This is a genomic window from Phycicoccus avicenniae, from assembly GCF_050496545.1.
GTDB lineage: Bacteria > Actinomycetota > Actinomycetes > Actinomycetales > Dermatophilaceae > Phycicoccus > Phycicoccus avicenniae_A.
On record NZ_JBNVZV010000005.1, the window covers coordinates 228590 to 250534 of the forward strand.

Sequence of the window (21945 nt, forward strand, 5' to 3'; positions counted from 1 at the left end):
AGGCCCGCGCCGGCCGTGAGGAGCGAGCGATGATCTACCACCACAACCGGTTCACCGTGAAGGCCGACGCCGACCCGGCTGCCGTCGAGGTCGCCCTCGAGAGCCTGCGCACCCAGGGACGCGAGATCCCTTCCGTGGAGCACTTCGTCGTCGGCCGAGACCTCGGCGGGGAGTTCGAGTACGGCGCGGTCTTCGCCATCACCGACATCGACGGCTTCTGGGAGTACCTCGTGCACCCCGCCCACCTCAACACCGACCGCGTCGGCCTCCCGATCGTCGACTCGTTCGTCTCGTACGACACGACCGACGACGCCGACCCGGAGATCGGCGACAAGATCGAGGCGCTGCACGCCCGCCGCTACGCCGAGATCGCGGACGTCCGCGACCTCGTGGCCAACCTCCCCTCCTACTCGGGTGCGGCGAACCCCCAGCAGCAGTCGTGACCTCCGCCCGCGAGCTCGCGGGGACCCCTCCACGACGCCATGGGTCACACTGTCGGCGTGGACGGGGGACGAGACACACCGGAGGTGGGTGACCACATCCGCCGCGCGCGGGACCGCGCGTTCATCGGCCGTGCGGCCGAGATCGAGGTCCTCGGCTCGGCGCTGGACGGGGCCCCCGGCGCGGCCCGCGTGGTCTGGGTCCACGGCCCCGGCGGGATCGGCAAGACCTCGCTCCTGCACTGGGTGGACACCCGCGCCCGGACGCTCGGGCGCCCTGTCCTCATGGTCGACGGACGCGACCTGCGCAGCCCGGACGACCTCGCGGCCGCGTTCGCGCGAGCCGGGCAGGACCCCGGAGCCGTGGTGCTCGTCGACACCTTCGAGCAGTGCCAGTGGCTCGAGTCCTTCCTCCGGGACCGCGTCCTGCCCGGCGTCCCGGCCGACGTCCTCGTCGTCATCGCCGGGCGAACGGGCCCGGACCTGCAGTGGGTCATCGACCCGGGGTGGGCCGGGACGATGCACGAGCTCGCCGTGGGACCGCTCTCCCGCGATGACGCGCACCGGTTGCTCTCTGCCGGAGGCCTTTCGCGCAGCGTGCACGACGCCGTCATCCGGTTCGCCGGGGGTAACCCCCTCACCCTGTCCCTGGCCGTCGCCGTGGCCGGTTCGGAGCGCACCGACGGCGCGGACTGGGCGCCGTCCGCGGAGGTCCTGCGCTCGCTGCTCGGCCGCCTGGTCGGCGACGTGCCCGACGACGCTCACCGCCGCACCCTCGAGGTCGCCGCGCTGGCCGCCACCACCACGGAGGCCCTGTTGCGCGTCGCACTCCCGGACCAGGACACCTCGACGCTCTTCGCCTGGCTGCGGGACCAGCCGTACATCGACTCCTCCCCCACCGGCCTCTTCCCCCACGACGTCGTCCGGGAGGCGCTCGTCGCCGACCTCAAGTGGAGGGACCGCCGCGCCCTCGACGCGGTCCGGACGCGACTGGGCGAGCACCTGCTGAGCCGCGTCCGCCTCAGCGGGGAGCGCGAGGCGGCCGAGGTCATGGGCGACCTGCTCTACCTGCACCGGGACCTGCTGTCCGACGCCTTCGGCTGGGACGGGAGGGGCGGGGTCGCCGACGAACCCCTCGCGAGCGCGGACGAGCACCTGGTCCGCGAGCTGGCCGCTCGCCTGCTCGGCCCGGAGATGGCCGCCCTCGTCGACCACTGGCTGCGCCGTCAGCCGCACGCCTTCGTCCTGTACCGGACGACGGACACCCTTCGGCCCGTGGGCTTCTCGACGCGCCTGACCTTCGCGGCGCCTCCGGAGGAGCAGGACCTCGAGCGCGACCCGGTGCTCCGTGAGGCCTGGGCCTACTGCCGCGCGGTCGGCCTGCGCGAGGGCGACACCTTCGCGATGGCGCGCTTCGTCGTGCACGACCCCGCCGAGCCGGCCGCGGCCCACGCCCGGGACCTCACCTACTGGCTGGCCCTGGCGCGGGTGGCCCGGAACTCCGCCATCTGTGCCGGGTTCCTCGTGTACGCCGACCCACCGGCCTGGACCCGCCGCCTCGGGGGCGCCATGCTCGACACCGGCGGCCGAGTCGAGCTCGACGGCCGCGAGTACGCCCTCTTCGGCCGGGACTGGCGCGGGTACCGCTTCGAGGACTGGCTCCTCGAGGTCGTCGGCGCCCAGACGAGCGAGGACGCGCGTCCCGCGATCGAGCGACCCGACCTCGACGACGCCGTCCGGGAAGCCCTCGGGCTGTGGGGCCGCCCGCTCGCCCTCGCCGGGACCACCCTGGGTCGTGCGGTCACCCCGTCGACGAGCTCGGCTGAGGGGGAGGCGGATCCGCGCGCGGTGGACGCCGCCGTGCGGTCGCTGGTCCGCTCCGCCCTGGCCTCGATGCGCGGCGACGAGCGGGCCCTCCAGGGCCACGACGCGGTCGTCGCGACCTACCTGTCTGGCCCCGCCACCCAGAAGGGGGCCGCGCGCCGGCTGGGCGTCCCGTTCAGCACCTACCGGAGGCACCTCTCCCGCGGCCTGGACGCGCTGACCGACGCCGTCTGGGCCGTTCTGCGCGGTGGCGTGGCGGGCAGCTCCGAGCACCACTGAGCAGCTGGGACCCCTGCCGGTCGGGCAGCCGCCCGAGGCATCGTCGACGGGTCAGGACTCCGCCACACGAGTCGCCGTCCACATCGGAGCAGCCATGCCCCCTGAGCCATCCCGCCGGCCCGGCGTCGTCGCGGACCGGACCGTCGACGCCACCCTCGCACCGCCCCCCGTCCCGGGTCGGCTCGTGGTCGCCACGCTGCTGGCCGCCTCCACCCTGACCATCATGGCGGCGGCGGTCATCTCGCCCAGCCTCCCGCAGCTCGGTGCCGCGCTGGGCGCCGGTCCCGACGCCGACGTGCTGGTCCGCCTGGCGCTGACCATCACCTCGCTCGGCATCGCCGTCACGGCACTGGTCGTCGGCACGGTGTCGGACCGGGTCGGTGCGGTCCCGGTGCTCGTCGGTGGGCTCGTGGTCTACGCCGTCGCGGGCGTGGCCGGAGCCTTCGTGCCGTCCCTCACCTGGCTGCTCGTGACGCGGGTGCTGCTCGGAGTCGGTGTGGCCGGCGTGATGACGAGCGTCAGCACGATCATCACCCAGGCCTTCCGGGGGGAGCGGCGGAGCCGACTGATCGGCCTGCAGCAGACCTTCGCCAGCCTCGGGGGTGTGGTCTTCCTCCCGCTCGCGGGCTGGTTGTCGACCCTGGCGTGGAACGCGCCGTTCTGGATCTATGCCGCCGGTGCCCTCGTGCTCCCCCTGGCCCTCCTCGCCTTCCCCCCGGCGCGGTGGACGCGCCCCGCTGCACCGCCGACGGCGCCGTCGGGCGACGGCCGCGCCGCCGGCCGCCGGACCGGAGCGCGCGTCGCCCTCGTCTACGTCGTGGCAGCCCTGGGGACCCTCGTCTTCTTCATGGCCCCCACCCAGCTGCCGTTCCTCCTGACCGACCGGGGCGTCCCGGCGACGACCATCGGCGTGGTGGTCGCGGCCAGCACCGCCAGCGGCGCCCTGTCCGCCACCCTCTTCTCCCGTGTCCGCGCCCGGCTCGACCAGGTCGGCGTGACCACGCTCAGCCTGGTCCTGCTCGGGGTGGGCTGGCTCGTCGTCGGCACGGTCCCCACCACGGCGGGCGCCGTGGCCGGCGTGCTCGTCGGAGGCCTCGGGGTCGGGCTGGTCGTGCCCAACCTCAACCTCTGGGTGGCCGACCTCGTCCCGCCGGCACGGCGGGGCCGGGCCCTCGGCGGCCTCGTCTCGGCGATCTTCCTCGGCCAGTTCCTCTCCCCGGTGCTCCTCGTCCCGATGATCTCCGCGCTGGGTGCAGCCCGGACCTTCGCCGCCCTCGGCGCGGGACTCGCCGTCCTGACCCTGGCCGGCCACGGCGCCTTCCGCCTGACGCGTGCGAGGGCCTCGTGACCGGCGCAGCCGTGCCGCACTCCGACGTGGTCGTCGTCGGGAGCGGGTTCGGCGGCGCCGTCGCCGCGGCCCGCCTCGCCCAGGCCGGCCAGGACGTGGTCGTCCTCGAGCGTGGACGACGCTGGGCCCCGGGATCCTTCCCGCGCGACCCGGACCTCGATGCGGGATGGCTGTGGGACAGGGGTTCCGGCCTCTACGACATCCGATGGTTGGACCGGATGGCCGTCGTCCAGGCCGCCGGCTGGGGCGGCGGGTCCCTCGCCTACGCGAACGTCTTCGCCCGTCCGGCGCCGAGCGCCCTGGATCCCGCGGCGGCTCCGTACCTGGGGCGGGAGCTGCTCGACCCGTACTACGACCTCGCCGCCCACATGCTCCAGGTGTCCGTCATGCCGCCGGACCCCCTGACCGGCCGGGACCCTTTGCGCACAGGCCTGTTCGAGAAGGTCACCGACGAGCTGGACATCCCTGACGCGAGGGTCCGTCCACTGCTGGCGGTGACGTTCGGCGATCCCGCCAAGGAGGCGCCGAACATCCACGGGGTCCCACAGCGAGGGTGCAGCTTCGTCGGGGAGTGCGTGATCGGGTGCAACCAGGGCGCGAAGAACAGCCTGGACCACACGTACCTCGCGGTGGCCGAACGGTCCGGGGCGCGGGCCGTCACCGGTGCCGAGGTCGTCCGGGTGGAGCCGGACCCGCGCGGGTGGTCGGTGTCCTTCGTCGACCCCGCCGACCGGGCCGCCGGCGTGCGCCGCCGCACCGCGACGCGGCTCGTCCTCGCCGCGGGCGCGGTCGCGACGACCGAGCTCCTGCTCCGGGCGCGGGACGTCGACGGCACCCTCCCGCGGCTGTCCCCCACACTCGGACAGGGGTTCTCGGGCAACGGTGACTTCCTCGCGACGACGAACCAGCGGCATGGCCGCGGAGACCTCACGACCGGGCCCACCATCACGACCACGACCGTCCTCGACGTCTGGGAGCGGGGCCGCCCCGTCTGGTTTCAGGTCCAGGACGGGGCCGTCCCGCTCCCCCTCCAGCGGCTCCTCTCCACCCTGCTCCCGTTCCCGCGAGCCCGGGCGCTCTGGACCAGGGTCCGGCCCACGGACCCGCACCGGACCTTCGCCCTGCTGGCCATGGGGCGCGACTCCGCCGACGGCCTTCTCCGGCTCGACGAGCGTGGTCGCGCGGTCCTGGACTGGTCCAACGCGCGGCAGTCCCGCCTCTACCGCGCCCAGCGTCGCGTCGGGCCGGCGATGGCCCGACGCCTCGGCTCCCCCGTCCGCACCGCGACCACGTGGACCCTCCTGCGGCGTCCGGTGACGGTGCACGCCCTCGGCGGGGTCCCCGTCGGGTCCGACCCGGACCACGGCGTCGTCGACCACCTCGGCGAGGTGCACGGGTACCCGGACCTCTTCGTCCTCGACGGCGCCGCCGTCCCGGGTGCCACGACGGTGAACCCGTCGGCGACCATCCTCGCGGTGGCCGAGCACCACGTGGAGGCGCTCGTCCGCCGGCTGACCGGCGACGCGGCCTGGCGCGCCCCGGAGTGGACCGACGTCCGCCCCAGCACCCCACCCGAGGACCGCGCGGCCCACGCCATGGCGGTGCGTCGCGCGGCCACCGCCGGTGACGGGGTCCACTTCAGCGAACGGATGGTGAGCCGGGCCGGGCCGGCGGCCGACCTACGGCTGCGAGCGCACGTCGAGAGCCTGGACCGCTTCCTCGAGGACCCGGACCACCCGGTCGCGGTCCACGGCCGCGTCCGGGTCCACGGGCTCGTCGACGCCGAGGCCACCGGCACCCTGATGCTCTTCCCCCGGGCCCCGGTCGCCATGGCCTACCGGCTCGACCTCGTCGACGACGCGGGAGCACGCTGGAGGTTCGAGGGGACCAAGACCGTCCGGCGGCGCGCTCCCGCGGCGCTCCTGCGCGGGCTCACGACGTTGGACGCGCGGGTGGTCCGGGCCGATGGACCCGCGGGTGGGCGCGACATCGTCCTCCACATCCCCGTGACCGAGCTGGTCCGGCTCCTGGGCTCGCTCGGGGGCGAGGGCTTCACACGGGGCAGGCGCCTGCGCGCCCTGGCTCGCTTCGCCCTGTTCTTCACGAGCCGGGCTGCGCGACACCGACCCTGACCAGACCCGACCGCGGGCGCCCGACCTCCGGCCCGCTCGTCACCCACCACCGAGGAGACCGACATGGACATCGACACGACCGCACCCGTCATCACGCGCGACGACATCCTCGTCCGCGCACCCCTCCGGACGATCTGGGAGATCCAGACCGCGGTGAACGCCTGGCCGACCTGGCAGCCGGACGTCACCCGCGCGGACGGGCCCGGGAGGCTCGCACCGGGCTCGACGTTCCACTGGCACGTCTCCGGGCTCGACATCGTCTCGACGGTGCACGAGGTCGACCCACCGCGACGCATCGTCTGGGGCGGCCCGGCCGCCGGGATCACGGCCATCCACGTCTGGGAGCTGACCGAGACCGGGGGCGGGGTCGTCGTGGCCACGCGGGAGTCGTGGGCGGGCCCGGCCGTCGACGCCGACCCGCCGGTCATGCAGGCGGCCCTCGACGCCTCGCTCGCCGACTGGCTGCGCAACCTGCGGGACACCGCCGAGGCCGCAGCCGGCTGACGCCCGGGCGTCAGTCGAGGGCGGAGGCGCCGTCCAGGACGGGGACCACCCGCCGGAGCACGTCGTCCAGGTCGACCGACTCCTCGTTCGTCAGGGCGACCACCGTCTCCCCCGTGTCGGGCAGGTGGGCGACGAATGACCGGTACCCCGGGTTGTCACCCGGGTGCATCCAGGCGCGACGACCGGCGAGCGAGCCGAGGAAGCAGCCGTACCCGTATCCCTGCTGCAGCACGGGACCGCCCGGAGGAGAGTCCGTTCCGACGGCGCCGTGCGGATGGACGAGACGAGCGTGCGACGTCCCGGTCAGCACGCCTCCCCCGTGGAGGGCCGTCGTCCAGCGGGCGAGGTCGTCCACCGTCGACCAGAGGTCCCCGGTGCCGGGCAACCACGCGTAGTCGTCGACGTCCACGCGCCTCCCGCCGCGGTACCCGCGAGCCACGTCGCCGTGCGGTACCGCGCCGACGGTGGTCGATGCGAGCCCGAGCGGCTCGAGGAGGCGCGAGGCGACCAGGTCCGGCCACCGGCGCCCGGTGACTGCTTCCACCACGGTCGCGGCGAGCAGGAACCCCGGGGAGGAGTAGGTCCACGCACTTCCCGGGACGTGGCGCAGCGGCAGCGCCGCCATCCGCTCCAGCAGGCCCTCCCGCTCGCCGGGTCGCACCGGGTCGAAGCCCGGCAGGGCCTGCCAGTGCTCGATGCCCGAGGTGTTCGAGATCAGGTGGTGCAGCGTCAGGTCCCGCCACGCGGCGGGGCAGCCGCCCAGCATCGTCCCGATCGGCCGGGCCAGGTCCACCACGCCTTCCTGGACCAGCAGCAGGACGAGCGCCGCGGCGAACTGCTTGCTCACCGAGGCGATCTGGAAGCGGGTCTGTGGCGAGCACGTCGTGCCCGCTTCCCGGTCCGCCGGGCCTCCCTCCGCGCGGTACAGGACCTCGTCGCCGCGGGCCACGAGGACGCAGCCGGCGAACCCGTCCGTGCGGTCGACCCCTTGTCCCGCAACCGGTCGCTGCATGCAGTCGATGCTAGGCCCGACCGACGCCCCCGCCGGCGCGGAGGCCCGGCGGGGTGGCGTCAGGCGATCCGGGTCGCGGCCCAGGTCGGGAAGTCGGTCACGGCGATGCCGAGGTCGAGCGCGTCCTGGGGACGGCCCGGCTGCCCGGCCCGGTTGAGCCACTCGTGGGCGACCAGGGCGGGCGGCATCCCCGCCGCGATCGCCTCCACGTGGGAGAACGCCGGGGCCTGCACCCTCTGCCCGGACACCTCGGACAGGACCGCCGCGATGTCGCGCACCGAGCGGCGGTCCCCGGTCAGCTCCAGCGCGACGCGGTCGAAGCGCTCCGGCTCGAGGACGGCCGCGGCGGCCGCGGCTCCGATGTCGTCGACCGCGACCAGGGACAGGACGGTGTCCGGGTCGAGGACGGTGACCAGGCCCCCGTCGAGGCCTCGCGGGAACATGAAGCCGGTGGTCGGCAGGAAGTTCTCCATGAACGTCCCGGGCTTGAGGAGGGTCCAGCGCGCGAAGCCTGCTGCACGGACGAGGTCCTGGACGGCGGCCTTGGCGGTGAGGCTCGCCTCGACCGCCCATCGTCCCGGGGCCCAGTCCGGATGGCTCGTGTGGTCACCGGCGCCGGCGACGGTGGACTGCACGAACTGGGGCACCCCGGCAGCCGTCGCCGCCTCGACGAGAGCGGTCGCCTGACGGACCTCCCCGCCGAAGTCGGCCCCGGAGTCCGTCATCACGGGCATCTGGACCGAGAACACCGATCGCACGCCGTCCACGGCAGCCGGCAGGGACCGGGGGTCGTCGAGGTCCCCGACCACCACGGTGGCGCCGAGGGACCGGACCGCCTGCGCGCGTGGGGTCTCGGGGTCGCGCACCAGCGCCCGCACCGGGACACCGGCTCGTCGGAGCGCCCGCACCACGGCGCCACCTTGCTGACCGGTGGCGCCGGTGACGAGGACCGGGGCAGAGGGCATGGTCATGGTTCTCCTAGGATGGGACAGTAAGTGGCGGGGACCGCCACTTCAACGATATGGCGGGGTCCGCCACTTAGCAACTCGGAGGTGCCGTCGTGGCCCCACGCGCCGATGCCCGACGCAACTACGCCCGGATCCTGGCCGTCGCCGACGACGAGGTGGCCACCCACGGACCGCAGGCCTCGCTCGAGCAGATCGCCCGGGTCGCGGGGGTCGGGTCCGCGACCGTGCGTCGTCACTTCCCCACGCGGCAGGCCCTCGTCGAGGCCGTGTCCCGGTCGCGCGTCGCGGCCCTGTCGGATCGCGCCCGGGCCCTGGCGTACACGCATCCCGGCGCCGAGGCGCTCGTGCTGTGGCTGCGGGAGGTGGTGTCCTACTGCGTCGACGCCCGAGCCCTGGCGACGGCCCTGAGCTACGAGAGCGTGGACGATGCGGCGGGCGGCGACAGCTGCTCGGCCGAGCTGGCGCAGGCGGCAGGGCCCTTGCTCGACACCGCGATCCGCGATGGTGCGGTGCGTGCGGACGTCACCGCGACCGACCTCGTGGCCCTGGCGGTGGGCGCCGCCCTGGCCACGGAGTTCCACGCCGACCCCGCCGGCCGCGCCGACGCGCTGCTGCGCCTCTCGCTCGCCGGCATCGGCCCGGTCCGGCCGGCCCGCTAGCGCGGGACCGGTGGCCAGCTGCGCAGGGACGCGTCGAGGACGTCGACGACGCAGGGCCAGGACTCCTCGGGCGGCGGGTCGCTGTGGTCGAACGCCCCGGCGGCCTCCAGGTCGACGACCCCGTGGAGCAGGCCGCTGAGGACGCGGATCGCGTGGACGGTCTCCGCCGGGTCGGTGATGCCGTACCCCGGAGGACCGCTCGCAGGAGGTCGCTCTGGCGCGGACCCGCGCCGTCGACGGCCGTCCGCAGGTCCAGTCGCGTCCGGGACGCGGCGTAGCGGCCCGGGTGGGCCCGGGCGTAGGACCGGAGGGTGTCGGCGAGCGCCTCTACCGCGTCCCGGGTGGCACGGCCCACCAGCGCCGCCGCCGACCGGTCGGAGATCTCGGCGAGGGCGAACAGCGCGACGCGTTCGCGCAGGTCCCGCTCGCCGTCGACGTGGGCGTACAGGCTGGGCGCCCTGATCCCCAGCCGGCGGGCCACCGCGGCCATCGTCAGGGCGGGCAGACCCGACTCGTCGGCGAGGTCGGCCGCGGTGCGCGTCACCACGTCGGCGTTCAGCCCGGCCCGTGCCACCGCGCCCTCCGCCCGGGCCGTCACGACATGACCCGGTGGACGAAGGCCAGTGCGTTGCGCCGCAGCCGGTCGACGCGCTCGTCCACCGACAGCGTCTCCTTGACGAAGTTGGCCCCCGGAGGCTTCAGCAGACCCCGCGCGTACTGCTCGCACTCCAGCGCGGCGCACATCTCGAGGCCGACCGTGTTCCCGTCGCGCCCGGCCTTCCCGGCCCGCGGCGCGACCATGAGCGCCGCCCCCTGCGCGCTGTGCGTCGTCGCGCACAGTGCGCACATCCGTGCCCTGCGGCTGCTGCCGTCGTTCGCCGAACGCCGCAGCTGCACACCGACGAGGCCGTCGGTGGTCGGCATCACGAGGTACCCGCTCAACGGCGACTTCGGGTCCAGCCACGCCAGCTGCGCGGAGTCCTCCCACGACCGCTCGAGCAGGTCACGGGGCATCCCCAGTCGGCGGGCCTCACCCTTCGTCGCGTTCACGAAGCTCGCACGGATCTCCTTCTCGGTCACTGCGTCCATACGACCATCATGAAACTACCTATGCTCCATAGGCAAATGACTTAGCAATGTAGCATCGAGGACGTCGAGGGTCGGCAGGAGCGCGGGGTCGGGCACGGCGGCCGTGGCCCAGCAGGCGAGAGCAGCCGCAGGTGGGCAGGGAGGTGACGGAGTCGGCGGGGGACTCGAACCCCCAACCCCCCGTTTACAAGTCACCGCCCGGATCGCGCCTCACCCGCGCTGACCTGCGGATGTGCCGACAGACGACGGCACCGTGACCATCGCGTGCCGTGCCCGTGCCGTCCCCGCGTCGCCGTATGCCTCGTCCGGGTTCCGTGTGCAGGCCGACACGTGACGGCCACGAGCACGCCGCCGGTCATCCGAGAGGCCCTACACCTCGCCGGCCTCCGTCAGCATCTCCCGCAGGTCGACGAAGGTGATGTAGCGACGATCGTGCTCGACGTCGGACATCAACGCCTCCACGTCCTGCCGAGAACCCGCCAGACCCAGCGTCACGCCGGCCTGGGTCGGGCGTCCAGCCGGAATCCGTGCCCCGGGTGTCGGGGCGTGGGCGTCCCTGATCGCCTCGGTCTCGTCCCAGACGTCGGCCCCCAACCCTCGGGCCAGGGCCAGGTCACCGAGGTGGTCCAGGTCGGTCTCCGACGCGCCGAGAACCGTCACTCCCCACGTCGCGATCCCGGATCGCTCCACCCGGTCGGTCTGCCGTCGACCGCTGACCACGACGCCGTGCCTGCGCAACACCTCCACCCGTTCGTGACGGTGCCCGACGAGGTCGCCGAACCGTAGCGGGGAGTCGGGGGTCGGCACGCTGGTCACCACGCCGAGACCGTCGCCGGCTGCTCGAACCCAGACGAAGCCAGAGCCTCGAGCGTCCTCGGACCGCAGCAGCAGCACCGGGTAGTCGTCGACATCCTGCACCCTGATGCCCTCCTCGACGCATGCCTGTGGGATGTCCCGCGCCCCTCCAGGCCTTGTTGCGTCAGCACGTTGCGGCGCACCTGCACGGTGCCCTCCACCGTACCCCCGGTGGGCCGGGTGCGCGCTCAGGAGGCGAAGACGACGGTGTTGTCGACGTAGTGCCCGCTCACGGGGTCGATGTCCCCGCTGCACGTGATGAGACGCAGCACCGGGCCGGGGGCGGGGCCGTAGACGCGTGCGGTCGGGAAGTCGTCCTTGGCGAAGCTCTCGAGCCGCCGGACGGTGAAGGTGAGGACCGTGCCGTCCTTGCGTTCGACCTCGATGTCGTCACCCGGCCGGAGCTCGCGCAGCCGGGCGAACACCGCGGGCCCCTCGTGGGTGTCGACGTGGCCCGCGATGACCGCGGGGCCGCGCTCCCCCGGCGCCGGGGCGGCAGTCAGCCAGCCCGCCAGCGACGGGTCGGCCGGGACCTGCATCGTCCCGTCCTTCGCGATCCCGAGGTCGATCAACCGCGACTCCACCCCGATGGCCGGGATGCGGACCGCGACCGGCTGTCGAGCCGACGGGGTGTCCGAGCCGGAGGCCGGCACCGGGATCGAGGCGTCGTTCGACCCGGCGTCCCGGGCCCCGCCCGCGGGTGCTGCGCCCGCACCCTCGGAAGGGGACGGACCCGGGGACGTCGCCGTCGGCGACGGCGGGACGCTGCGCTCCGGGACCGGCGCGAGCCGCGCCGGCTCGGGGTGCGTGGCCGCCTGCGCCGCGAGCGCGACACCACCCACGAGCGCGAGCGCGGCGAGCACCGCGGCGACCTTCGCGAGCGGCCCCATGGCCGGAGCCGAACCACGGCGGGCGAGTACGGCGCGCCGCCGGGCGGCCGGTGGCCGGCCGATGCCCACGGCCCAGCCGGTGACCCGCAGCAACGCCTCGAGGACGATGCTCCCACTCATCTTCGAGGTGCCCTCGGCACGCTCGGTGAACGTGATCGGGACCTCGGCCAGCCGCAGCCCGAGCCGGCGCGCGACGTACGTCGACTCGATCTGGAACGCGTAGCCCTCGCTGACGAGGCTCGCGGGGTCGACCGTCTCGAGCGCGGAGCGCCGGAAGGCCCGGAAGCCGGCGGTTGCGTCGCCCACGCCGAGCCCGAGCGCCAAGCGGACGTAGAGGTTCCCACCGCGGGACAGCAGTCGTCGGGGCAGCGGCCAGCCCTCTGTCGCACCACCGTCCACCCACCGGGAGCCGATGACGACGTCGGTGCCGGCGAGGGCGTCGAGCAGGGCCGGGAGCCGGTCGGCGGGATGGGACAGGTCGGCATCCATCTCGACGACGGCGTCGTACCCGCGCTCCAGCGCCCACGCGAAGCCGGCGCGGTAGGCGCTGCCGAGGCCGCCCTTGCCGCTGCGGCGCAGGAGGTGCAGTCGCTGCTCGTCGGCGGCGAGCGCCTCGACGACGTCGGCGGTCCCGTCGGGGCTGCCGTCGTCGACGACGAGCACCTCGGTGCGTGGGTCGGCGGCCAGGACTCGGGCGACCGCGCGCTCGACGGACTCCCGCTCGTCGTAGGTCGGGACGACGACGAGCGCGGACGTCACGGGCGTGGAGTGGTGGGTCATCGGGTCTCCTGCTCCCGGCAGGTGATGCCGAGGGTCGTCGGGTCCTCGAGGAGGTCCTCCCCGAGGGCGGCCCAGGCCGCGCCGTAGTAGGTGCTGGCGCGGGTGTCGAGGTCGGCCGCCGCCCGGAGCAGCTGGCCGGCCGCGCCGGACGCGCCCTCGGCGTCGCTGACGGCGGCCGCCGACACGAGCGCGACGGGGTGCTGCCAGTCGACCCTCGCGGTGCCGCCGAGGTCGTAGACACCACGGACGTCGGAGCTCGCGGTGGGGACTGCACCGCCGAGCCGCCCGACGAGGGCGCGGTCGTCGGTGTCGCACGATGCGGCGTAGCGGACGGCGATGCGCTGGGCGTCCAACCCGTAGGCCACGTCCCCTCCTCCGGGCGGCGGCATCGCGTCGACCGTCCCGTCGGACCGAACCTGGGCCCAGTCCGGTGGCAGTGGTGCCTGGTCGAGGAGGGCGCCGAGCACGGCCCGGTCGCCGTCGGCGACCTGCGCCCACCGGGCGTCACCGGTGGCCCGGCCCAGGACCGCGTAGGCGGCGGGGGCCGAGTAGCTGGGGTTGACCCGGTAGGGCTCGGTCTTGGCCCACTGCCCGGCGAGCAGCACCCGGCCCAGCGAGGTCTCGGCCGTCTCGTGGTCCAGCACCGCGGTCGCCAGTGTCTTGCCGGCGCCGGTGAGGTCGGGCCGGCCGAAGCGCTCTCCGGCGACGACCAGGGCGTGGGCCGCGTCGACGTCGGCGTCGGCGGCGGAGTTGGCGTCGACCACGGCGCCGTCCGCCCAGGTCCAGGACAGCAGGCCGTCGGGGCGCGCGAGGTTCGTGCGCGTCCACCCCCAGACCCGGTCGAAGGTGTCCTCGTCGTCGGCCGCGACGGCCAGGAGCATGGCGTAGGCCTGCCCCTCGCTCACGGTGTCACCGCCCTGGTCGCGCCGGACCACCCGTCCGTCCGCGTCGACGTAGGCGTCGACGAAGCGGGCGGCGAGGTCCGGGCCCGCGGGCAGGGCGGTCCCCGACCGCGACGGGTCCGTGCTCGGCGCGGCCGTCGGTGGGGCGTCCCGGTCGGGGGACCGCCCGGTCACGACGAGGGCCAGCACGGTGGCGACGGCCACCGAGAGGACCGCGACGAGCACCAGCGGCGCCCGGACGCGCCGCATCAGCCGGAGCGTGTCGACGAGAGGGTCAGGCGCCGACGCGCGGTCAGGACGAGGAGCGCCGAGGCGCCGGCAGCCGCGAGGCCCAGCCCGCCGACCAGGCGCGGGTCGACCGGGCGCGTCGCGAGGCCGCCTCCTCCGGTCTGGACACCGTCCTTCGGCGCGGTGGGGACGCCTTGGGCGTCCACGACCGCCTTGAGGGTGACCCCGTTGCCGCTCGCGGAGTCGAGGACGAGGAGGGTGTAGACCCCGCCGCTGGCGAGGTCGACCGTGCCGGTGGTGCTCATCCCCTGCATCGAGCGGCCGCCGCTCGTCGCCGTCGTGCTGACGTCGAGCGTCCACCGCCCGTCGGGTACGGCGGCGTACCCGGTGGGCCGGCCGAACATCGCGTCGTCGGCGACGGTGGGGCCGTTCTTCGCGGCGACGCTGACCGCCGAGGCCCGGGTGGCGGCCGGGAGCAACCGGACGCTCGCGGTCCCCGCCTTCGGCGGACGCAGGTCGTCGGACAGCACCTGGATGCGGGGGGACGCCTTGCTGCCCACGGCGGCCAGCGTGTAGGCCTGGTCCGCCTTGGCGTCTACGGTGCCGGTCAGGACCGGCGGGGCGTCGACGGCAGCGCCCGCGGGGCGGACGGTGACGGTGTAGAGGCCCTGCGGGACCTGGCGGTACTCGCCCGCCGTGCCGTAACCGGCCGCCGGCTCGACGACGCGCGTGGCGCCGTCCTTGTCGGCCTCGGGGACACCGGGTTTCGTGACGTCCCCAACCGCCTCGCCCGCGAACGGCACGAGGCTGATGGTCATCTCCCCCATCCCTGGCACGAGATGGGCCGCACGGACCCAGGCGGTGGCCATCCCGTCGGCGGTGGGGGCGGAGGCGGCAGCGGACGCCGACGGCGCGAACGCGCCGAGGGCGAGGGCCACCGCGGTCGTGAGGACCGCGAGGACGCGGGGCGTCCGGTGTGGCGTGGTGGTGTGCATGGTGTTCCTCTCTCCGGTGGCGGACAGGTCGCGCGTCGCGGACCTGGTGGAACGGGTCGGGGTGGCGGGAGCGGTGCTCATCGGTCGGCCCGGGGCCAGGACAGGACCAGGGCGGGCGGGGTGCCCGGCCCGGCCTCGGTGAAGCGGACGTCGGCGGCGTAGGGGGCGGACCGCTCGGCGGACACCCGCGCCACCTCGGCGGCGGGCGCGGCGTCCGGCGTGGCGGGACCGCCGTCGACCTCGGTGATGGTGACGGTGCGCCGTGCGGCGCCGGCGGCCTCCTCCGCCGCCGGCTGGGGCAGTGACCCGAGCGTGACCGTGTGCTGCGCGCTCACGGACGCGAGGACGGTGAGCAGTCGCGGGTCGACGCGGCCGGACAGGAGGGCGTCGCGGGAGGCCGGCGAGGTCGTGATGGCCGGGTTGGCGACGAGCTGCTGGCCGGCGGCGGCCGCTGCCGCGCGCTGGTCGTCCAGCACGGCCGGGTCGGTGCCGGACGGCCCCACCCGCAGGATCTCCACGCGGCGCTCACCGGTCCCGAAGGCCGCGACGGGGACACTGCGGTCGAGGGCCTCGGCCAGGGTCGGGAAGGAGCGTGGGTCGCTGCGGACCGAGTCGGTCGAGACCACCCACTGGTAGGAGTCGGCGCCCTTGGGCACGGCCGGGTCGGTGTCGGGCTTGTAGAACCAGACGACGTCGCCGCGGGCGCGGCCCTGCTCGACGAGGTCGACCCAGAGGGCGTCGTCGGTGAGGATGCGCTCGCCCGTCGGCACGTTCTGCGCGATCCACGCGGTCGCGTCGGACATCGGCTGGTCGAGCGGCGCGATCATCAGGCCGCGCAGCTGGCCGGCCCAGGCGGGCGTGGCGACGGCGGTGAGGCCGATGCCGACGGCGACCAGCGCGGCCCCCGCCGCTCGACCGACCCGACGACCCGCGAGGCGGGTGGGCCGGCTCTGCCAGAGCGTCGTCGTGACGGCCGCGACGAGCAGCGCCCCGAGCGGGAGCAGCGCGACGACGAACGGCACGGGCAGGTACCCGGGGCGCACGAGCATCGTCAGGAGGATCAGCATGGCGACGGCGAAGGGGCGCAACCGGCCCACGAAGAGCGCCAGCAGGGTCGCCACGACGGCGACGACGGGCAGGACCGTGTCGAGCTGCAGCCAGATCGACACCGTGCGGTGGCCGAGGGACTCGGGGTCGAAGATGCTGCCGCTGCTCTCGCGGCCGGACACCTGGTAGAGCACGCCGCCGAGGAGGCTGGTCCGCCCCTGACCGGGGACCACCTCACCCTTGAGAGCCGCGAAGAGGACGTAGAAGGTGCCCATGAGCACGAAGAGGGTCGCCGAGACCGCGACGGCGTAGCGCCGGGTCCCGCCGCGGCTGCGGCGCCACAGCAGGTAGGCGAGGACCGGGAACAGCAGGAAGGTCGTCTCCTTCGAGAGCACGGCGACGGCGAAGCACACCGCGGCGGCCGCGAAGGCACCGAGCCGGCGTCGCGGGCTCAGGGCCAGGACGAAGGCCCCGAGGAGCCACGGCGTCGCGACGTTGTCGAGGTAGACCGTCCGGTGGAACTGCACCGCCAGGGGCGACAGCGTGAAGAGGGCGACCGCCAGCCCGGCGCCCCAGCGCGGCATCCGCAGCCGGCGGGCGAGGACCCACAGCAGGGCGGCGCTGACCAGGGCGAGCAGCACCATGAGCTCGCGGCCCGCCCCGACGGCGTTCGGGGCGCGGTCGAACGCGCCCGTCAGCTCGGTGTAGAGAGCGATCTGCAACCACCCGAGCGGCGGGTGGTCGTACCAGTAGGTGTAGTGGGTCAGCTCGCCGAGGTGGAAGACGGCCCAGGCCTGGGCGACGTACGTCCCCTCGTCGTCGATGCGCTGCGGGGCGCTGTAGAGGCCGATGCGCATGACGACGCCCGCGAGGACGAGCAGCGGCCCGAGGACGACGAGGTCGCCGCGCGGGTTGCGGGCACGGTCCCAGACCCGACGCAGGCGGGAGGGGCGGGGAGCAGGCTCGACGGGGGTCGGCTCGGTGCTCGTGGTGGGGCGGTCGACGACGGTCATCAGGAGGCCTTCCGATCGGCGAGCTCGACGACCGGGGCGAGGGTCGGCGCCGGGGTGCGGTGCAGGTTGCTGTGCTCGGTCTTCTCCCAGCCGCGCTGGCCGCGCTTCTCGCGCCAGACGGCGCGCACGGCGGCGCCGGCGAGGAGCACCTGGTACGGGAAGGCGCCCACGACGAGGACGACGTAGTCGCGCAGGCGGACCTTGACGTCGTAGGCCCGGCCGAACTCGTGCAGGCCCGCGGCCTCGACCGCGAGCGTCACGAGGGTCGGGACGAGCGGCAGGAACGTCACGAGGCTGACCCAGGTGGGGACCTTCGCGAAGAGGACGAGCGCGATCGAGACCGGGATCATCAGGCCGGTGAAGGCTTGGAGGAAGGGCATCGAGAGCGTGTAGCGCGCCAGTAGCCGCTGCCGCGCGGTGGGCAGGTCGCGCCACACGCCCTTGGCGAGCACCTGGAGGAAGCCCTGGTTCCAGCGGGTGCGCTGCTTGATCAGCGACGGGAGGGCGCCCGGGGTCTCCTCCCGTGTCACGAGCTCGGGGTCGTAGGCCACGGCGACGGTCGCGCCGCGGGTCGAGACGCGCACGCCGATCTCGCAGTCCTCGGCGAGGCACTCGGGGTCCCACCCGTCGACCTCGCGCAGGAGGTCGGTCCGCATGAAGACGGTGTTGCCGCCCAGCGGGATGAACCGCTGCCCTGCGTGGAAGTGCAGCCGGCTGCGGAACCAGAAGTAGTACTCGAGGCAGTTGCGCATCGACCACCACGTCGTGTGGACGTTCATCAGCTGCACGCCGCCCTGGACGATGTCGGCCTTCGTCTCGTGGAAGCGCGCGTCGATGTGCGCGAGGAGGTCGCTGTGCACCTCGTCCTCCGCGTCGAAGACGCCGACGACGTCCCCGGTCACCTCGCGTAACGCCGTGTTGAGCGCCTTCGGCTTGTTCTTCGGGACGCTGGAGTCCACGACCACCCGGACGCGCCCGGGATGACGGGCCGCGGCAGCTCGCGCGACGGCGGCCGTCCCCTCGTCGTCGTCCCCGACGATCGCGATGATCTCGAGGTCGCCGTAGTCGAGGGCGCTCAGGGTGTCGAGGGTGTCGCCGAGGACCTGCTCCTCGTGGCGCGCTGGGACCAGGAGGCTGAAGCGCAGCGGCTTCTCTCGGCTGGACCGACCACCGAACCGGGTGGCGCGCAGGCCTTCCGGTGTCCGCCAGGCGTGGAGCATCCACGCGAGGGTCGTGAAGGCCACCCCGGACAGCAGGAGGGACACGAGGACGAGCAGGAGCACTCCGGTCCACCCGAGGACACTGGACGGGTTCTCGGACGGCTGCGTCTGCGCCGTCACGTCGTCAGGTGTGGCCGGCGCCGTCGACGGGTCGTCGACGGCGGGGATGCCCCCGCCCAACGGGTCGGTCAGGGAGCCACCCTGCTCGGGCAGCACCGGTTCGGGGGTCGCCGCCGAGAGGGTCGTACCTGGAGAGGCCGGCCGGGGAGAGTCCGCAGCCAGGGCCGCGGAGGACGGGAGGAGGAGGGCGAAAGTGGACAGGACAACGAGACACGTTCGGTTTCGCACGAAAAGCCCCTGCTGATCGGTTGCGAGTGACGTCCGGCGCCGTTGCCGGGCGGCGTCACGCCCCTGCTGGTTGAAAGACGCGACCGGTCGTGAGGGGCTTCGAGACCACCGCGCCGTCCGGATTGGACTTTCCGAACATTCGGTACCGACGGCCGATGCGCCGCCCCTCCGGTCGGCCGACGGCCCGGCCCCCATCCGGAGGCCGGTGGCCACCCGCGCAGGGGCGAGTCGAGGACGTCGACGACGGGGCTCGGCGCCTGCGCGTCCTGGTGGCTGGACATGGGTCGGGGCCTGCCGCTCCGCCGTGGACGGAGGGGCAGGCCCCGCAGGGTCCGGGACGGCGGCGCCCAGGGCCGCGCCGCCGCGCCGGGGTCAGCGGCCGACGGTGTGCTGGTTCACCGCACGGCGGAGGAGGGCGAGGTTGGTGTTGGCCTTGTTGGCGGCCACGTAGAGGAACGTCGTCCCGCCGTCCATGACCTTGATGAGGTGGAGCTGGTCGCTCAGCGTGAGGAGCATGTCCTCGAGCTCGGAGTCGAGCCCGAGGGCCTTCATCGTCTTGAACTTGCCCTTGACCATCTCGCTGTTGTAGGCGCTCGCGACGTCGAGGTCGAAGTTCGAGACGGCCGAGCGCGACGCCAGGGACATCCCCGACTCGAGGTCGACGATGGTGGCGCCGATGAAGCCGGTGACGTCGGTCTGGATCGCCTCGATGATGCTCTCGTAGTCAGCCATGATCTGTGTTCCTTCGGTGTCGTGACCCGGGGGGTCGATAGGTGGTGCGGTGTGGTTGGTGCTGGTCGGTGACGCGCTGCCCGGGGGCGAGCTCGTCACCTCGATCACGACGCCGGCGGACGTCGATGCCGTGGTGGAGGAGGCGGGGCCGCGGCTCGGTGCGGCGGTGTCCTCCTCGGTCGGTGAGGCCCGAGCGAGCCCGAGGGCCCGGAGCAGACGGCTCACCGCGCGACGGAGGCCAGCTTCTGCGTGAGGTCCTCCGCGGTCCTGCGGGTCTCGACGAGGAGCACGGCGTGCTGGATGTCCGACGCCTGGGCTCCCAGGACGAAGTCGCCGACGTCCGGGAGGTGCACGGAGACGAGCACGGTGTGCGTCTCCTCGGCGGAGAGGTGCACCGTCAGGCCCGCCGAGTCCGCCTGCGCGGCCTTGCGGAGCGCCATGGCGACGCTGAAGATCGAGCTCGTGAGCGCGGACAGCCGGCCCACGTCACGCTCGTAGACCCCGAGCGTGCAGAGGTTCAGCCCGTCCGCGGTGCAGAACAGGATGGTCTCGATGTCCGGGACCCGCTCACCCAAGGCTTCGAGCTCGGGCTGAGCCACCACTCCGAGGGTGCGCGAGAGCGCGTCCCAGTCCCCCACCTCGAGCCGGCTCCGCAGCTCGTGCGGCTCCACCCGTGAGCCGAGGGCCGCCTCGACGACGGCGCTCACGCCGGGACGCCCTGTGGCACAGGCACTTCACGGCCGAGTGCGAGGGCGACGACACGCTGGACGTCGACCTTGTCCCGAGGATCGGCGGCCATGAGCCGGATGCCGGGACCGAAGGAGTCCAGGAGCGGCCGGTAGGCGTCCAGGTCCGGGTGCGGACCCGGCTCGTCCAGCCGGCTGACGGCGACCGTGAGGTTGGCATAGACCGAGGCGTCCTGGACCCCGAGGTAGCGCAACCACTCCTCGGCCTCCTCCAAGGCGTACTCGTTCTGGCCGAACAGCCACAGCACGACGTGCACCGAGAACGACATGGTCGAGGTGCGTACGGTGTCGAACCGCACCTGCCCCGGCGTGCCGTACACGGCGACGTTCGAGCTCGCGCCCTCCTGCCACTCCCCGTAGTCGATGCCGACGGTCGTGGTGGTCTTGTCCGACCGCGACTCTCCACCGTGCCGGCTGTTCGCCTGTCGCACATCGGTGTTGGCCACCTCGACGTCCGAGATCGCCCGCACGGCCGTGGTCTTCCCGACGCCGAGCGGGCCGCAGAACACGACCCGGTCCTGGGCCACCGCCCCGACCACGGCCTGCAGCCGCCCACCCGTTGCCCCTCTTCGCTTCCCCATGCCCAGAAGTGCAACAGTCAAGAATGGGTGAAGAAGATGCATCACGGCGGGGTCGTCCGAACGGACGACCTCGCTGCGCCGGAAGGTGCGCCCCCACCCTCGTCCGTCGGGACACGACCCGCCGGCCGACCCATCCGACCAGGGCGACGTCTCCGATGGCGTCCTCGTGGACCATCCCTCAACGAGGTGACCACCGGGCCCGCTCCCTCGAGTCGTGGGTCACGCAGGTGGTAGCTGATGCCCAGGGCGTCCCCACGCGGTCAGGTCGGTCCACTTCTGGCCACCTGGGTGCAGCGAGCGACGCGCTGACGGGCATGCCTTCGCACGTGAGAACAGGGGCTCAACGTCGCGAGAAGAGAGCTGGCGGGGGGACTCGAACCCCCAACCCCCTGTTTACAAGACACCGAATGACTCACCGCACATGGACCCTGACCTGCGACGATCCCGCCTACGGTGGCAGCACTTTGGTTTTGTGCCATCCCCGTGCCATCCCGAAGCCACCGCATGTCTTGTCATGACCATTTAACCCGTCGGCTCGAGCGGGGGAACGGTGAGCACGTCGTGCTGGGGCGCTACTCGCGCTCGATCCCCATCACCATCTCCACCATGTCGAGGCAGCTGACATAGCGGCGATCCTGCTCGAAGTCGCACATCAACGCCTCCACGTCCCGCCGGGAACCCGCCAGCCCGAGCGTCACACCGACCTCGGTCGGGCGTCCGGCGGGGATGAACGCACCGCGAGCCAGGTCGTGCGCGTCGCCTGACGTCCCGGCCCCGTCCCAGACGTCCGCCCCCAGCCCCCGCGCCAGGGCGAGATCGCCGAGGTGGTCGAGGTCGACCTCCGAGGCGCCGAACACGGTCACGCTCCAGGTTGCGGTCTCCGACGACCGCACCCGGGCGTCCTGGAGAGGCCCCTTGACCGACACCCCGTGCGCATTCACCAGCTCACGCTGCTCCAGCCCGTGGGAGATGAGGTCACCAAACCGCAAGCCGGAGACGGGCTACGGAACGCTCGTCACGACGCCCAGACCGGCCCCCACCCCTCGGACCCACACGAAGTTGGGACGGGGCTCGATGCCCGGACCATCGACGGCACGCGGCAGCAGCACCGGGTAGTGGTCGTCCTGCAGCATCGCATCGACCTCCTCGGGTCAAACTTTAAGGGCGGTCGACGGCTGCGCCATCTGATCGGGCAGCCTCCCGCGACCCTTGGCTCTGCCACTAATGGTGACCTTCCTGGGGGGGGGGGGGGGGGGGGGGGGGGGCGGGGGGGGGGGGGGGGGGGGGGGGGGGGGGGGGGGGGGGGGGGGGGGGGGGGGGGGGGGGGGGGGCGGGGGGGGGGGGGGGGGGGGG

At 73.9% G+C, this 21945-nt stretch carries 20 protein-coding genes and 1 pseudogene; 6 read left to right on the top strand and 15 right to left on the bottom strand.

Features of this window, described 5'->3' with window-relative positions; genetic code table 11:
• Positions 1–29 precede the first annotated feature (29 nt).
• The 5 genes from ACQZ2A_RS06565 (at position 30) to ACQZ2A_RS06585 (ending at position 6527) form a co-directional block, all read left to right on the top strand.
• A complete protein-coding gene (locus ACQZ2A_RS06565) occupies positions 30–443 on the top strand; it encodes a Dabb family protein (protein ID WP_430208591.1) in 414 nt (137 codons plus the stop codon).
• Positions 444–500: 57 nt separating this feature from the next.
• Positions 501–2543, top strand: coding sequence for a hypothetical protein (locus ACQZ2A_RS06570; RefSeq protein ID WP_430208593.1), 2043 nt, complete (start codon positions 501–503; stop codon positions 2541–2543).
• Positions 2544–2637: 94 nt separating this feature from the next.
• Complete coding sequence (locus tag ACQZ2A_RS06575) at positions 2638–3891, top strand: MFS transporter (RefSeq protein ID WP_430208595.1); 1254 nt, start codon at positions 2638–2640, stop codon at positions 3889–3891.
• Positions 3888–6023: a GMC oxidoreductase gene (locus ACQZ2A_RS06580; RefSeq protein ID WP_430208597.1), complete on the top strand. Its 2136-nt coding sequence runs from the start codon at positions 3888–3890 to the stop codon at positions 6021–6023. Before ACQZ2A_RS06575 ends, ACQZ2A_RS06580 begins: the two co-directional genes overlap by 4 nt.
• Positions 6024–6086: 63 nt before the next feature.
• Positions 6087–6527 (top strand): SRPBCC family protein, encoded by a 441-nt coding sequence (locus ACQZ2A_RS06585; RefSeq protein ID WP_430208600.1) that lies wholly within the window; start codon positions 6087–6089, stop codon positions 6525–6527.
• A gap of 10 nt (positions 6528–6537) precedes the next feature.
• Here the strand turns inward: ACQZ2A_RS06585 and ACQZ2A_RS06590 are convergent, their stop codons facing one another.
• Positions 6538–7539: a serine hydrolase domain-containing protein gene (locus ACQZ2A_RS06590; RefSeq protein WP_430208603.1), complete on the bottom strand. Its 1002-nt coding sequence runs from the start codon at positions 7537–7539 to the stop codon at positions 6538–6540.
• A gap of 59 nt (positions 7540–7598) precedes the next feature.
• Positions 7599–8504 carry an NmrA/HSCARG family protein gene (locus ACQZ2A_RS06595; RefSeq protein ID WP_430208606.1) on the bottom strand — a complete coding sequence of 302 codons (906 nt, stop codon included), beginning with the start codon at positions 8502–8504 and terminating at the stop codon, positions 7599–7601.
• A 95-nt stretch (positions 8505–8599) separates the two neighbouring features.
• Between ACQZ2A_RS06595 and ACQZ2A_RS06600 the strand changes: the two genes are divergently transcribed.
• Positions 8600–9166: a TetR/AcrR family transcriptional regulator gene (locus ACQZ2A_RS06600; protein WP_430208608.1), complete on the top strand. Its 567-nt coding sequence runs from the start codon at positions 8600–8602 to the stop codon at positions 9164–9166.
• On the opposite strand, the pseudogene ACQZ2A_RS06605 reads toward ACQZ2A_RS06600, so the two are convergent.
• The 13 genes and pseudogenes from ACQZ2A_RS06605 to ACQZ2A_RS06665 all read right to left on the bottom strand — a co-directional run bounded on the left by ACQZ2A_RS06605 (position 9163) and on the right by ACQZ2A_RS06665 (position 21725).
• Positions 9163–9656, bottom strand: a pseudogene (locus tag ACQZ2A_RS06605) (TetR-like C-terminal domain-containing protein). The gene ACQZ2A_RS06600 and the pseudogene ACQZ2A_RS06605 sit on opposite strands and share 4 nt — an antisense overlap.
• A 104-nt stretch (positions 9657–9760) precedes the next feature.
• Positions 9761–10255, bottom strand: a complete 495-nt coding sequence (locus ACQZ2A_RS06610; RefSeq protein ID WP_430208611.1) for an FBP domain-containing protein — start codon at positions 10253–10255, stop codon at positions 9761–9763.
• Between the two features lie 369 nt (positions 10256–10624).
• Positions 10625–11149: a hypothetical protein gene (locus tag ACQZ2A_RS06615; RefSeq protein ID WP_430208614.1), complete on the bottom strand. Its 525-nt coding sequence runs from the start codon at positions 11147–11149 to the stop codon at positions 10625–10627.
• Between the two features lie 149 nt (positions 11150–11298).
• Entirely contained in the window at positions 11299–12780 is a 1482-nt protein-coding gene (locus tag ACQZ2A_RS06620) for a class F sortase (RefSeq protein WP_430208615.1), read from the bottom strand.
• Positions 12777–13931: a glycosyl hydrolase family 8 gene (locus ACQZ2A_RS06625; protein ID WP_430208619.1), complete on the bottom strand. Its 1155-nt coding sequence runs from the start codon at positions 13929–13931 to the stop codon at positions 12777–12779. The genes ACQZ2A_RS06620 and ACQZ2A_RS06625 overlap by 4 nt, the downstream gene beginning before the upstream one ends.
• A complete protein-coding gene (locus ACQZ2A_RS06630) occupies positions 13931–14905 on the bottom strand; it encodes a DUF4397 domain-containing protein (RefSeq protein ID WP_430208622.1) in 975 nt (324 codons plus the stop codon). Before ACQZ2A_RS06630 ends, ACQZ2A_RS06625 begins: the two co-directional genes overlap by 1 nt.
• A gap of 77 nt (positions 14906–14982) precedes the next feature.
• Positions 14983–16965: an ArnT family glycosyltransferase gene (locus tag ACQZ2A_RS06635; protein ID WP_430208624.1), complete on the bottom strand. Its 1983-nt coding sequence runs from the start codon at positions 16963–16965 to the stop codon at positions 14983–14985.
• Positions 16965–18401: a glycosyltransferase gene (locus ACQZ2A_RS06640; RefSeq protein ID WP_430208626.1), complete on the bottom strand. Its 1437-nt coding sequence runs from the start codon at positions 18399–18401 to the stop codon at positions 16965–16967. Before ACQZ2A_RS06640 ends, ACQZ2A_RS06635 begins: the two co-directional genes overlap by 1 nt.
• A 504-nt stretch (positions 18402–18905) precedes the next feature.
• The gene (locus ACQZ2A_RS06645; RefSeq protein WP_430208628.1) at positions 18906–19265 is read right to left on the bottom strand and encodes a hypothetical protein; all 360 of its coding nucleotides are present in this window, start codon (positions 19263–19265) and stop codon (positions 18906–18908) included.
• A 221-nt stretch (positions 19266–19486) separates the two neighbouring features.
• Positions 19487–19972, bottom strand: a complete 486-nt coding sequence (locus tag ACQZ2A_RS06650; protein WP_430208630.1) for a hypothetical protein — start codon at positions 19970–19972, stop codon at positions 19487–19489.
• Complete coding sequence (locus ACQZ2A_RS06655; protein WP_430208632.1) at positions 19969–20592, bottom strand: GTP-binding protein; 624 nt, start codon at positions 20590–20592, stop codon at positions 19969–19971. The genes ACQZ2A_RS06650 and ACQZ2A_RS06655 overlap by 4 nt, the downstream gene beginning before the upstream one ends.
• A gap of 572 nt (positions 20593–21164) precedes the next feature.
• Positions 21165–21533: a hypothetical protein gene (locus ACQZ2A_RS06660; protein WP_430208635.1), complete on the bottom strand. Its 369-nt coding sequence runs from the start codon at positions 21531–21533 to the stop codon at positions 21165–21167.
• 60 nt (positions 21534–21593) lie between these two features.
• Positions 21594–21725, bottom strand: coding sequence for a hypothetical protein (locus tag ACQZ2A_RS06665; RefSeq protein ID WP_430208638.1), 132 nt, complete (start codon positions 21723–21725; stop codon positions 21594–21596).
• Positions 21726–21945 lie beyond the last annotated feature (220 nt).